This is a genomic window from Paenibacillus sp. R14(2021), assembly GCF_019431355.1.
GTDB lineage: Bacteria > Bacillota > Bacilli > Paenibacillales > Paenibacillaceae > Paenibacillus_Z.
On sequence record NZ_CP080269.1, the window covers coordinates 4,250,003 to 4,262,500 of the forward strand.

Annotated in this window: 13 protein-coding genes and 1 other RNA gene; all 14 read left to right on the forward strand. The window is 51.5% G+C overall.

Going from position 1 to position 12,498, the window contains the following annotated elements; all coding sequences use genetic code 11:
• Positions 1 to 70: 70 nt before the first annotated feature.
• Positions 71 to 469 carry a response regulator gene (locus tag KXU80_RS19790; RefSeq protein ID WP_219834901.1) on the forward strand — a complete coding sequence of 133 codons (399 nt, stop codon included), beginning with the start codon at positions 71 to 73 and terminating at the stop codon, positions 467 to 469.
• 245 nt (positions 470 to 714) lie between these two features.
• A complete protein-coding gene (fba, locus tag KXU80_RS19795) occupies positions 715 to 1,569 on the forward strand; it encodes a class II fructose-1,6-bisphosphate aldolase (protein ID WP_219834902.1) in 855 nt (284 codons plus the stop codon).
• Between the two features lie 171 nt (positions 1,570 to 1,740).
• Positions 1,741 to 2,988: a UDP-N-acetylglucosamine 1-carboxyvinyltransferase gene (locus KXU80_RS19800; protein WP_219834903.1), complete on the forward strand. Its 1,248-nt coding sequence runs from the start codon at positions 1,741 to 1,743 to the stop codon at positions 2,986 to 2,988.
• 200 nt (positions 2,989 to 3,188) lie between these two features.
• Positions 3,189 to 4,556: a transcription termination factor Rho gene (gene rho, locus KXU80_RS19805; protein WP_219834904.1), complete on the forward strand. Its 1,368-nt coding sequence runs from the start codon at positions 3,189 to 3,191 to the stop codon at positions 4,554 to 4,556.
• Positions 4,557 to 4,595: 39 nt separating this feature from the next.
• The gene (locus KXU80_RS19810) at positions 4,596 to 5,855 is read left to right on the forward strand and encodes a radical SAM family protein (RefSeq protein WP_219834905.1); all 1,260 of its coding nucleotides are present in this window, start codon (positions 4,596 to 4,598) and stop codon (positions 5,853 to 5,855) included.
• Positions 5,856 to 5,969: 114 nt separating this feature from the next.
• A complete protein-coding gene (gene rpmE, locus KXU80_RS19815; RefSeq protein WP_091225099.1) occupies positions 5,970 to 6,167 on the forward strand; it encodes a 50S ribosomal protein L31 in 198 nt (65 codons plus the stop codon).
• 83 nt (positions 6,168 to 6,250) lie between these two features.
• Positions 6,251 to 6,637 (forward strand): hypothetical protein, encoded by a 387-nt coding sequence (locus KXU80_RS19820; protein ID WP_219834906.1) that lies wholly within the window; start codon positions 6,251 to 6,253, stop codon positions 6,635 to 6,637.
• 63 nt (positions 6,638 to 6,700) lie between these two features.
• Positions 6,701 to 6,965: signal recognition particle sRNA large type (gene ffs / locus KXU80_RS19825), an RNA gene on the forward strand.
• Between the two features lie 257 nt (positions 6,966 to 7,222).
• Complete coding sequence (locus KXU80_RS19830) at positions 7,223 to 8,560, forward strand: ATP-binding protein (RefSeq protein WP_258171079.1); 1,338 nt, start codon at positions 7,223 to 7,225, stop codon at positions 8,558 to 8,560.
• Positions 8,561 to 8,666: 106 nt separating this feature from the next.
• On the forward strand, positions 8,667 to 10,454 hold the full coding sequence (dnaX, locus tag KXU80_RS19835) for a DNA polymerase III subunit gamma/tau (protein ID WP_219834907.1): 1,788 nt from the start codon (positions 8,667 to 8,669) through the stop codon (positions 10,452 to 10,454).
• A gap of 46 nt (positions 10,455 to 10,500) precedes the next feature.
• Positions 10,501 to 10,812 carry a YbaB/EbfC family nucleoid-associated protein gene (locus tag KXU80_RS19840; protein WP_219834908.1) on the forward strand — a complete coding sequence of 104 codons (312 nt, stop codon included), beginning with the start codon at positions 10,501 to 10,503 and terminating at the stop codon, positions 10,810 to 10,812.
• Positions 10,813 to 10,840: 28 nt separating this feature from the next.
• Positions 10,841 to 11,440 carry a recombination mediator RecR gene (recR, locus tag KXU80_RS19845; RefSeq protein ID WP_219834909.1) on the forward strand — a complete coding sequence of 200 codons (600 nt, stop codon included), beginning with the start codon at positions 10,841 to 10,843 and terminating at the stop codon, positions 11,438 to 11,440.
• A gap of 188 nt (positions 11,441 to 11,628) precedes the next feature.
• On the forward strand, positions 11,629 to 11,904 hold the full coding sequence (locus tag KXU80_RS19850; protein WP_219834910.1) for a YaaL family protein: 276 nt from the start codon (positions 11,629 to 11,631) through the stop codon (positions 11,902 to 11,904).
• The gene (locus KXU80_RS19855; RefSeq protein ID WP_219834911.1) at positions 11,901 to 12,164 is read left to right on the forward strand and encodes a pro-sigmaK processing inhibitor BofA family protein; all 264 of its coding nucleotides are present in this window, start codon (positions 11,901 to 11,903) and stop codon (positions 12,162 to 12,164) included. The genes KXU80_RS19850 and KXU80_RS19855 overlap by 4 nt, the downstream gene beginning before the upstream one ends.
• Positions 12,165 to 12,498: the final 334 nt, after the last annotated feature.

Genomic DNA, 12,498 nt, shown 5'->3' on the forward strand with positions numbered 1-12,498 from the left:
CATTAACGATTATGGAATTCTAATCCAATCGAGACGATTTGACTGTCGTGCATTCCTGGGAGGGTTTCAGTTGGAAAACAAGAAAGTCTTGATAGTCGATGATCAGAATGGTATCCGTATTTTGCTGATGGAAGTGTTCAGCAGCGAAGGGTACATCACGTTTCAGGCGCCGAACGGCAAGCTTGCACTGGAAATCGTGAAGAATGAATCGCCTGACCTGGTTCTGCTTGATATGAAGATTCCAGGCATGGACGGTCTTGAAATTTTGAAGCATGTCAAGGCGATCAACAAAGAGATTAAAGTCATCATGATGACCGCTTACGGTGAACTTGACATGATAAAAGAAGCGACTGATCACGGCGCGCTCATGCATTTCACGAAACCATTCGACATCGACGAGATGCGGATGGCCGTGAATCAACAGCTGCGCGGCGGAGAATCAGGCGGATGGTATGCGGTGGGATCCTAGTAAAGGGTCCCGCTTTTTTTTGTGTCCAGCGCCGTGACTCTGGCAAGACTTGTACAAATCGAAACCTGATTGTGGTATAATCATTTGGTGCGATATCAGAGGCGTGATGCAAGATAAGTCAGGCGCATGTCTTCCAAACCAGTTGTCTGCAGCCTGCAGAAGTGGTGTTCGAAGCGTCGCATAGATCAAAGACAACGTATGGAGCCCACAGCGACCCCATACCACTTTAGGAGGAGTAGAGAACTATGCCACTCGTTTCAATGAATGAATTCCTGCCGAAAGCCAAAGCAGGCAAATTTGCGGTAGGCCAATTCAACATGAACAACCTGGAGTTCGCGCAAGCGATCACAGACGCTGCAATCGCAGAGAAATCGCCGTTTATTTTCGGCGTATCTGAAGGCGCCCTGAAATATATGGGGATCGAGTATACTGTTGCAATCGCTCAAGCGGCTGCGAAGAAATCCGGTCTGCCGATCGCGCTTCACCTGGACCACGGCAGCAGCTTTGAAGTTGCAATGAAATGTATCCGTGCGGGTTTCTCGTCCGTTATGTTTGACGGTTCCCACTACTCGCTCGAAGAGAACATCGCGATTACGAAAGAAGTCGTAAAAGCAGCTCATGCGATGGGCGTATCCGTTGAAGGCGAGCTTGGCACAATCGGCGGCGTTGAGGATGACATCAGCGTTGACGAAGAGAATGCTTCTCTTGCAAAACCTGAAGAGGCGATCCGTTTCTACGAAGAAACAGGCGTAGACTGCCTGGCAATCGCAGTAGGTACGGCTCACGGTATGTATAAAGGCGAGCCTAAAATCCATTATGATATTATTCAAAAAGTAACCGACGCTATTCCAGTTCCTGTCGTATTGCACGGCGGTTCCGGCGTACCGGACGAAGCAATCCGTTTGTCCGTTGCAGCAGGCGTGGGTAAAATCAACGTGAACACAGAGAACCAAGTTGCTATGACGAAAACGATTCGTGAAGTGCTTGCGGCCAGCGACTCCGTTTACGATCCGCGTAAATACCTGGTTCCTGCACGCGCAGCTATGCAAGCCGTAGTACAAGAGAAAATCCGTTTGTTCGGCAGCAGCAACCAAGCTTAAGCTTAACTTCCGATAGTCAAAGGAATTAAACAGCCGCGTAAAGCGCAGATGAGAAGCAGGCGCCCCGTCCTTCAAGATCGTTTGAAAGATGGAGCGCTTGCTTTGTGGCATTATGGGCCTTCGGGCTGTTTGCTCCTTTGCTCACACCGGATGGGAGGATAACGAATAGGTATGGAAAAGTTGATGATTCGCGGCGGACGTCCGCTGCGCGGCACTGTGCAAATCAGCGGTGCGAAGAATAGTGCGGTTGCGCTGCTGCCCGCAGCTATTTTGGCCGAATCTACGGTAACGCTGGACAATTTGCCGCATCTGAGCGATGTTGCCGTATACAGTGAAATTCTAGAAGAGCTTGGCGGGGTAGTCGAGTGGAGCGGCGAGTCGATTGTTATTGACCCTTCCGCTATGAAGTCCATTCCGATGCCTAATGGTAAGGTGAAACTGCTTCGTGCGTCCTATTATTTGATGGGCGCTATGCTTGGACGCTTCGGTGAAGCGACTATTGGAATGCCTGGGGGCTGCAACTTCGAGCCTCGCCCGATTGATCAGCATATAAAAGGATTTGAAGCGCTTGGTGCGACGGTTTCCAATGATCATGGTTCCATTCGCATCGTGGCGGAGGAGCTGCGCGGCGCCAAAATTTATCTGGACGTTGTCAGTGTAGGGGCAACGATTAATATCATGCTGGCGGCTTCAAGAGCCAAAGGCTCCACAATCATCGAAAACGCGGCAAAAGAGCCTGAAATTATAGATGTAGCTACGCTCCTTAACGCCATGGGCGCGAAGATTAAAGGAGCCGGAACGGAAACGATCCGAATTGAAGGCGTAGAGCGGATGCACGGCTGCCGGCATTCCATCATTCCCGACCGGATTCAAGCGGGTACGTATATGATTGCTGCAGCGGCAACGCGCGGCGACGTACTAATTGACAATGTCATACCGAAGCACTTGGAAGCGATGACGGCGAAGCTTCAGGAGATGGGCGTTCATGTTTACGAAATGGATGAGTCGATTCGCATCGTCGGACAGCCCCAATATGAAGCGATTGACGTAAAAGCTCTCGTTTACCCCGGATTCGCCACGGACCTGCAGTCTCCGATGACAAGCCTGCTTACGCAAACGACCGGCGTCAGCATTCTGAGCGATTACGTCTACAGCAGCCGGTTTAAGCATGTGCCGGAATTGACGCGAATGGGCGCGAATATTCGCGTAGAAGGGCGCTCGGCGATTATTGAAGGCGGGCCGCTTAACGCAGCGAAGGTCCGTGCGGCCGATCTTCGCGCAGGTGCCGCACTCGTCGTAGCGGCGCTGACGGTGGAAGAAGGCGTAACGGAAATTACCGGCGTTGAATATATCGACCGGGGGTATGACAACCTGGTTGAGAATTTGCGCATGCTCGGCGCCGATGTTTGGCGCGAATAGTAGATTTTATAATCATAGAATCGGCCCGGAATAGAGTAGGCCGATTCCGGCAATGATGGAAGAAGCTTGTCCTTTTATGCAAGACTAGGGGGACGGTCTCCTTCGAATGTTTGATTATATTTCCAGGGGAAGCAACTTGCACCGCCATAAGGACGGCGACAGCCGGTTCTTCTTGAACCTTGATAAGAAGTGGTGATATTATGTCTGAACTTCAGATCACAGATCTTGAAGTCATGAAGCTCACAGAGCTTTATAAGCTGGCCAAACAGCACCAGATTCAGGGCTATGGCCAATTGAAGAAGAGAGAATTGATTTTCGCGATTTTACGAGCACAAGCTGAACAAAGCGGTCTAATGTTTATGCAGGGCGTACTTGAAATTTTACCGGAAGGCTTTGGGTTTCTGCGTCCCATCAACTATTTGCCAAGCCCCGAAGATATCTACATTTCAGCCTCACAAATCCGCAAGTTTGATCTTCGCACTGGTGATTTAGTATCCGGCAAGTGCCGGGCTCCTAAAGAAAACGAAAGATTTTTCGGACTGCTTCAAGTGAATGCCGTCAACGGAGAAAGCCCCGAACACGCTGCGGAACGACTTCATTTTCCAGCCCTGACTCCTCTCTATCCCGAGAAGAAACTCGTTCTCGAAACCGCCCAGCCTAAACTTTCAACGCGTATTATGGATTTGCTCGCACCCGTCGGCTTAGGCCAGCGCGGACTGATCGTTGCGCCTCCCAAGGCAGGGAAGACGCTGCTGATCAAGGAAATCGCCAACAGCATTTCTACGAATAATCCCGAGATTGAGCTCTTTGTGCTGCTGATCGACGAGCGTCCGGAGGAAGTGACGGATATGTCGCGTTCCGTGAAAGGCGAGGTAGTGGCTTCGACGTTCGACGAATTGCCGGAGAACCATATCAAAGTGGCGGAGCTTGTATTGGAACGGGCGCTTCGGCTTGTAGAGCACAAGAAGGATGTCGTCATTCTGCTGGACAGCATTACTCGCCTTGCGCGCGCATACAACCTTGTCGTGCCGGCATCCGGCCGCACGCTGAGCGGCGGTATCGATCCTGCGGCATTCCACCGTCCGAAACGCTTCTTTGGTTCGGCTCGGAACGTGGAAGAGGGTGGAAGCCTGACGATTTTGGCGACAGCCTTGATCGACACAGGCTCGCGCATGGACGACATCATTTATGAAGAATTTAAAGGAACGGGCAATATGGAGCTGCACTTGGACCGGAAACTTGCGGACCGCCGTATTTTCCCGGCATTGGATATCCGCCGTTCCGGGACGCGCCGCGAAGAGATGCTGCTGACCAAAGAAGAGCTTGATAAAGTATGGGCGATTCGGAAGAATATGAATGATTCCATCGAATTCATTGACGGCTTCTTGAAGAAGCTTGCGGATACGAAGAACAACGAAGAGTTCCTTGCCTCCTTGGATACGTCCGGGGTTACACCGCCGCCGGCGCCTAGAGGCAGACCGAATACAGGAAGCAGCACGAGCGGAAGCACGGGCTCAGGGGGCAGTGCCTCCAGACGTCCTGCAGCACGTTCCACGTCAACCACGTAATAGGAAATAGCAGTCAGGTTTGCTTTAAGGAGGTACACCATGAATCTTGTTTATGCAGATGAACAAGGCAACTTGTTTGATCATCCCGATTGGACGGCGCTTGGCCGCAGCGGCGATATGGTTGTTGAACTGATGGAGGATGAACTGATTCCTCTTCCGGACGGCGCAACCATGGTCGGCTTGCCGCATACGCGGCCGATCGGTATTCATACCGCATCAGGTGAAATGCGTCCGCTGCCGGGCAATGTCCAGGCTGTCGGTGCATTATTGCCGCAAGGCTATACCCGCTTGTGCATTCCGGGCTATATGAAGACGGACAAGTCGCACAAGCTTCCGCTGTTTGGCTACTCCGCTGTCGTTTGGAAGGATGGCGGCTTCTACGTTGCTGCGCAGAAGACCGATGATCCGGAGCGGTGGAATCCACTCAATTGCGATCCGCAGGAGCTTAACGTCGGCGTTGAACGCCTGCTTGCCAAATACCCGGAGAACCGTCTTTACCAGCACCTGTCGAACTGTGCGCTCGGCTACGAATGCCTGACGGCCTCCAATACGTTCCTGCAGCGCTGGGAAGGCGCCGTTCCGGTATCTTTCTCCTGCAATGCGGGCTGTTACGGCTGCATTTCTGAACAGCCGGACGACAGCGGCTTTGTGGCGCCGCAAACGCGCATGAACTTTAAGCCGCAAGTCCAAGAAATCGTTGATGTGATGATGGAGCATTTGAACGCGCCGGATTCCATCATCAGCTTCGGACAAGGCTGCGAAGGCGAGCCCTCCACGCAGGCAAGAATTATTATCGATGCCATGCGCGAAGTGCGAAGCCGTACGTCGCTCGGATATATCAATATCAATACCAATGCCGGTCTGACCGACCATATTCGCGGCATCGTCGATGCAGGCCTAAACTTAATGCGCGTCAGCACCATCAGCGCGCTCGATGAGCACTACAATGCGTACTACAAGCCAAGGGGCTATTCGCTTGCGAATGTCGAGAAGTCGATTCGGTACGCTTCGGACAAGGGCGTTTATACGTCGATCAACTATTTAATTTTCCCTGGCGTCACGGATCGGGAAGAGGAGATCGAAGCGATGCTCGGCTTTGTGAAACGGACGGGATTAAAGCTGATCCAAATGCGCAACCTTAATATCGATCCCGAGAGCTATTTGGAGCTGATTCCGAAGGCGAAGGGTGAGATTTACGGCATGAAGCAAATGCTGGAGATTTTCGCGGACGAGCTCCCGGATGTTGTCATCGGTTCGTACACGCATGTGCCCCCGGCACCGGTGAGGCAGCAGCTGTAAGAATGGCTTGGCCTACAATTCCATTGCTTAATCGGAAATCACCTGTTATAATCGTCATTGTATTATTAAACTCTGGGTCCGCATGTTGATCCAGGGCAGAAAGAGGTGAACGAGATGAAACAAGGTATTCATCCGACATACCACGTCACGACAGTAACTTGCGCTTGCGGCAACAGCTTTGAGTCTGGTTCGATTAAACAGAACCTGCGCGTAGAGATTTGCTCCGCATGTCACCCATTCTTCACGGGTAAGCAGAAGTTCCTGGATGCCGGCGGCCGCGTCGACAAATTCAAGAAAAAATACGGAATCTAATTTCATTAGTCCGTTTTTTCCGGAAATTAGCAGAATACAAGAACCTCCCCCAGCCATCCTAATGGTTAAAGGGAGGTTTTTTTATGTCCAAGAAACGCGTAATGATCGGAACATTGGCGCTCGCCGCCGCCATCTCGCTTGCAGGCTGCGGCCATAAGGATGCAACGAATAATTATAACGCCGATTCCTATGGTCATGACGGTTATATGGGACTATCCAACAGCAATCCGCATCTTCCGAATCGCAACGGGTCTTTCCTCAATTACGTTAGCGACGGCAAATTTGCGCAGCGCCAGTTGAAGCAAGTACAGGGCATCGATAAAGTGTCGATGATGTTCCAAGGTCCTAATATGTACGTAACCATTAAGGCTAGGCCGGGCTTCGACGCGGTTCAGATTAGGCAGAAGGCGATCGCTGTGCTGCGCTACAACATGCCGCGTTACACGGTTCATGTGAAGACAACCCCCTAAGTGGATCAGCTTCCGGTAATCGGCAGTTGCACTTTGGGGGAGAACAAGCTATACTTATCTCTGCCGTGCTAGATGGGGAGGTAGCGGTGCCCTGTAACTCGCAATCCGCTGTAGCGAGGTTGAATTCCTATCGTAGGTTTTTGCAGTGTGAGGCTGGTGTGCATAAACAGTGTTGACGGTTGGGTCCTCCGCAATGGACGCTTGTGAACGGGTCAGGTCCGGAAGGAAGCAGCCATAAGCAAGTTAGTTCATGTGCCGGAGGAGTGCTTGACCCGAGCTGGGAGTGCGCGTTCCGCTCATGTCGCTTAAATCGAGGTTAGGTGCACGGTCCTACTTTATTTACAGAGATGACATCCGAATTGACTCTTATCGAGTCATGCAGGATGTTTTTTTGTGTTTCTGGCAGGATTATCAACTTTTCTGGACGAAAGAAATAGAACTGGACTCACGAAAAGGGGATCATGCATGTACGAATTGCCTTTTGACTCAGTCGTTCACCTTAGCCTCCGAACGCTTGAAAGCTATTGCAGCCGTTTTTCAAGCAAAATGATAGTTGTGTTGGATGAAGCAGCGAGAATCGTACATATGAATGCACAGTTTCTCAAGCATACGGGATACACGGAGTCGAACGTATTGCACAACAGAATGACAATGCTGACAGACAGTGAGCTGTTTAAGGGCGGGCCTGAGCCATTTATTCCGGCGCTGGCGGGCAGCTTGCTGCAAGCGAATCAGGATACGACCTCGTTCCGAATCCGCAAGGCTGACGGCAGCAGCATGTGCACAGCGGCAAAGCCGATGATTGCCCAAACGGAACAAGGCCTCCGATGCGTGCTTTTTTTATACAACCAAGATCAAGCGCAAGATGGCAATCTCATCGAACGTTTTGGCGAAACCATGCTTAGGGACCAGCATATCGGTGTTATTTTGCTGCATGCGGAGTCACTGCACATCTTGGAAATAAGTCCGCTCGCCTGCCAGCTTCTTGGTGTAACTAAGTCATCGGTCGTCAACGAGCCGCTGTCTGCGTTTTTCGCGGATTCCATGAACGAATACAAGCTAATCTGCAATGCGCTTTTGAGCGGCGAGCACGTTCGCAATTATCCGATGACTTGGCGTCATGGGGAGAAGCAGACTGAACTGCTGATGGATGTGGGCCTGCTGCACAGCGACAGATTTGTCAAGGAAGGCGCGTATATCATATTCAAGGACGTCACGAACTTAAGATCGCTCGAAACGCAGGTACAGCGAAGCGACAGGCTCGCCATGATCGGGCAAATTGCAGCTGGAGCCGCGCATGAGATTCGCAATCCGCTCACGGCAATAAGGGGATTTCTCCAAATGTTCCGCAAGACGATGGACGAGAACGGTATGCGCAAAGAAAAAGGATATACCGAAATCATGCTGAATGAGCTCGACCGAATTAACCATCTAGTAGGTGAGTTTCTGCTGCTCAGCAAACCCAAGGAAGCCGTGACCAGCTGGATTCAGGTCGGCGACGTGCTTCGCGGCATTATGCCGGTCGTTTCGTCGGAGGCGCTGCTGCACAACGTATCGATACAATGGGATGAAGGGCTGGAGCTGCCGCGGGTGATGGCTGATGGAGAGCTGCTGAAGCAGGTTTTTCTGAATTTGTGCAAGAACGGGATCGAGGCGATGACGGAAGGTGGGACGTTAAGCGTTCGGGGATATGCAGATCAGAGTACCAAACCGCCGCAGCTCTTCATTGAAATCGAGGATACGGGTCCGGGGATCCCGCCTCATTTGGTCGATAAAATCTTCGACCCTTTCGTGACGACGAAGCAGAACGGTACAGGTTTAGGCTTGTCGGTCTGCCAGCGGATTCTGCATGATTTTGGCGGTACAATTAAAGCAGCAGCTAGAGAAAAGGGCGCTCTGTTCACTGTCGTGCTGCCGTGCTGATAAACGCATGAAGAACGGTTTTTTTGACCGGCGGCATCGTGTATAATGGAAGGACAACCGGTACATACCGGGATGCACGGGCAGCAGTCGGAGAGGAACGGACACGATGTCACATATCGCCTTATACCGTGCTTGGCGTCCGCAGACGTTCCAGGACATGGTCGGCCAGCAGCATATTATTCAAACGCTTCAAAATGCGATCCGCGAGCAGCGGGTGTCGCATGCGTATTTATTCAACGGGCCCAGAGGCACGGGGAAAACAACAACGGCGAAAGTGTTGGCGAAAGCAATCAACTGCGAAAGCGGCCCATCACCTGAGCCTTGCAACGTTTGTGACGCTTGCCGCGGCATTACGGCCGGCACTATCATGGATGTGGTTGAGATCGATGCCGCATCCAACCGAGGGATCGATGAGATTCGGGATATCCGGGATAAAGTGCGGTATGCCCCGTCAGAAGTTCGCTTTAAAGTGTATATTATAGATGAAGTCCACATGCTGACATCAGAGGCATTTAATGCGCTGCTCAAGACACTGGAAGAGCCCCCTGCACATGTGATTTTCATTCTGGCTACAACGGAACCGCATAAGCTGCCTGCGACAATTATCTCCCGCTGTCAGCGTTTTGATTTCCGGCAAGTGTCTCTTCCGGAACAGACGAATCGTCTTCGTCAGATTTGTACGGAAGAAGGCATTTCAGCCGAAGAGGATGCGCTTGCCTACATTGCAAGGCTGTCGGACGGCGGCATGCGGGATGCAATCAGTCTGCTGGAGCAGGTCTCTGCTTACGGCGGTGCGCATATCACGCTTAACGCAGCCGTGGACGTTACCGGCGGGCTAGCCGCCGAACAGTTCGAGCAGCTGGCGGAAGCGGTTCGAGACAGGGATGCAGGCGCGATTATGCCGCTCGTCGAAGGCTTGATGCAAGCAGGCAAAAGCGCGGATAAATGCCTGGAGAACCTGGTCTATTATTTCCGCGATTTGCTGGTGCTGAAGCTGGCGCCGCAGGGGAAGGCGTCAACGGAGCGTATCGTCGATCAGGACAAATACCGGCAGATGGCAGCCGCGTTCAGCTCGGAGCTGTTATTTCGGATGATTGACGTGCTGAATCAATACCAGCTGGAGATCAGGCACTCGGCACTGCCGCAAACGATATTAGAAGTCGCCCTTATGAAAGTATGCACCCTGCAGGAGAACGGCAGCTTGCCGGCAACGGAGTCAAAAAGCACAGCGCAGGCGCCGGGGAACGAAGCCGCAAGCGGTGAGGTGCAGCGTCTGCAGCAGCGAATCGATGCACTGGAACGCAAGATTGAACAGCTGCTCCAGACCGGTGTAAGGCCGGACGGCGGCAGCGCTTCCGCAAGCAGCGAACAAGGAAGCTCTTCCCGTGGAGCCAAAAGCTCCAGCTTTGGCGCGAAGAGCGGATCGGCCAGCGGGGGCGGTTCAATTGCACGCGTTAAACTGGATCCATTCCTTGCAGCCGCGGACAGTCAGGCCACAGGCCAAGTTCGCATGAAGTGGGCCGACATCCTGCAGCGCGTGAAAGGTCATAATATTTCCACGCATGCATGGTTTGTGAATGGAGACCCCGTTGCAGCCGCGGACAACACGATCCTCGTGGCGTTCAAGAATTCTATCCATCGCGAGACGACAGAGAAGCCCGCGAACCGCGATGTAATTGAGCATGTATTGAACGAGGCGTTCGGTCGGCCGATCCGGCTTGCGACGGTTATGCTGAAGGAATGGCAGACGGCAACCGAGAACGGACCTGCTCCGGCGGGAGAACTGCTCATGCTGCAGCAGGATGAGTCAGGCGGTGCCCCTCCGGAACCGGAATGGGTGGAAGAGGCCGTGAAGCTCTTCGGGGAAGATCTGGTTGTCGTGGAAGACAAGTAACGGCGAATACATGTAACTCAACTACACTTAAGGAGTGACGATATCAATGAATAACATGAACCAAATGATGAAGCAAGTAAAGAAGATGCAGGAGCAAATGCTTAAAGCCCAAGAAGAGCTCGGCACGAAGACAATTGAAGGATCTGCTGGCGGCGGTGTTGTAACTGTTCAGGTGAATGGTCACAAGAATGTTCAAAGCATCATCATCAAACCGGAAGCGGTAGACCCGGAAGATATCGAAATGCTGCAGGATCTCGTCATGACGGCGATTAACGATGCGCTGAACAAAGCCGACGAGCTGGCAAACAAAGATATGGGCAAATTTACGGGCGGCATGAAAATCCCAGGCCTGTTCTAGATTGTTTAAAGAGTAGAGGAGCTGCGCTTTGTATTATCCCGAACCGATAGCCAAACTTATAGACGCCTTTAGCCGACTGCCTGGCATCGGTCCGAAGACAGCGGCCAGGCTGGCCTTTCATACGCTCAAAATGAAGGAAGACGATGTCATCGATTTTGCTAAGGCGCTTGTCAGCGTCAAACGCAATCTTCATTACTGCTCCGTCTGCTGCAATATTACCGACACGGATCCATGCCGGATCTGTCAGGACAAAAGCAGGGACCAATCCGTCATCTGCGTTGTTCAAGAATCCAAGGACCTTGTAGCGATGGAGCGTACCAAAGAATTTCAAGGACAATACCACGTCCTTCAAGGCGCTATTTCACCCATTGAAGGCATTGGTCCGGATGAAATCAGAATTGCCGAGCTGCTTCGCCGCCTGAGTGACGAGACCGTTCAAGAGATGATTCTGGCGACGAATCCGAACATTGAAGGTGAAGCGACGGCGATGTACTTATCACGGCTCGTTAAACCGTTCGGCATCAAAGTCACCCGTATTGCCCATGGACTACCGGTTGGCGGAGACCTGGAATATGCGGATGAGGTAACCTTGTCCAAAGCACTTGAAGGCCGCAGAGAGTTAAATTAATCGTATAGCGGCTTTCCAAGCCCTGTGAGAGATGACTCTTACAGGGCTTTTTGTTGCTTGCAAGGAAAGCGCTCGGGGACTGGCTTGTTCTATTTCCACTGCTTCGTCATACATTCAACTATGTGCATTTGTACATGCAGCTTGTAGGCAGCATAAGAAATGACGGACAAGCGGGAGGTTGGAGTGACATGTGGAAGTGGTTGAATACGAGAAAACGGACGGCTGATCTAAAAAAGCAAAGAAGCGAGCAGCAGGAGCAGCTCGAGCTGCTAGCGGAAATCAAGACGGCTAAGCAGGAATGGGAGAATGCGCAGCGATTCTTTGAATACGCAATGGGGGACGATCAAATTGATTATGCGATCTTTGCGATGGCCGCAGCCGAGAAACGTTATGAAATGCTGATTCGAAAGGCGAAGCGAATGCCCTTGAAATGGACGCTCCTGAAAGGAGGAGAAGTGTATTGAAAAGCATTTGGATGATTTCGCTTATTGTATCATCCCTGTTATTAATTGTAGTTGCGTTCCGTAATCGGCTTACCTTTCAGTGGGTGAAGAGATTCACGCTGCATTTGATTGCGGCAGCGGCAGTATTGTACCTGCTTAATTACTCTGGGCTTATATCGGGCTATGAAGTGCCCATGAACCCAACAACCATTGGGACGGTCGTGCTGCTTGGCGTACCCGGAATCGCGCTCGTGTTAGGACTCCAAACCACATTGTTCTAGCTGTAAAATATATCACGCAATCAAATTGTTTTTTAATGCTTGACCTGTATAGTGAAGATGTGGTAAATTAATTTTCGCGTCACACGAGTGCTTTTGATTTTGTGAAGACAAATAAAAAAGTGCTTGCATTTAAGTAGACGAATGTGATATATTAATCAAGTCGCCGCTGAGACATGGGCGAATGAGATTAAAAAAATTTGTTCCTTGAAAACTGAACAATGAGCGATCTGTCATACAGATTTAAATACGGTGAAGCGACCGAAACCACTTTGGTGGTGACGCAAGTTTCATCGGGTAAGTCAGCGATGAGCTAACAAGCCATTCTGAAACTGGG

Excerpts from the sequence above, each read along its gene's own strand:
- KXU80_RS19800 (WP_219834903.1), top strand. The coding sequence starts at position 1,741 with ATGGAAAAGTTGATGATTCGCGGCGGACGTCCGCTGCGCGGCACTGTG.
- KXU80_RS19830 (WP_258171079.1), top strand. The coding sequence starts at position 7,223 with ATGAATGCACAGTTTCTCAAGCATACGGGATACACGGAGTCGAACGTA.
- rpmE (WP_091225099.1), top strand. The coding sequence starts at position 5,970 with ATGAAACAAGGTATTCATCCGACATACCACGTCACGACAGTAACTTGC.
- KXU80_RS19840 (WP_219834908.1), top strand. The coding sequence starts at position 10,501 with ATGAATAACATGAACCAAATGATGAAGCAAGTAAAGAAGATGCAGGAG.
- KXU80_RS19850 (WP_219834910.1), top strand. The coding sequence starts at position 11,629 with ATGTGGAAGTGGTTGAATACGAGAAAACGGACGGCTGATCTAAAAAAG.
- rho (WP_219834904.1), top strand. The coding sequence starts at position 3,189 with ATGTCTGAACTTCAGATCACAGATCTTGAAGTCATGAAGCTCACAGAG.
- dnaX (WP_219834907.1), top strand. The coding sequence starts at position 8,667 with ATGTCACATATCGCCTTATACCGTGCTTGGCGTCCGCAGACGTTCCAG.
- KXU80_RS19810 (WP_219834905.1), top strand. The coding sequence starts at position 4,596 with ATGAATCTTGTTTATGCAGATGAACAAGGCAACTTGTTTGATCATCCC.
- fba (WP_219834902.1), top strand. The coding sequence starts at position 715 with ATGCCACTCGTTTCAATGAATGAATTCCTGCCGAAAGCCAAAGCAGGC.
- KXU80_RS19820 (WP_219834906.1), top strand. The coding sequence starts at position 6,251 with ATGTCCAAGAAACGCGTAATGATCGGAACATTGGCGCTCGCCGCCGCC.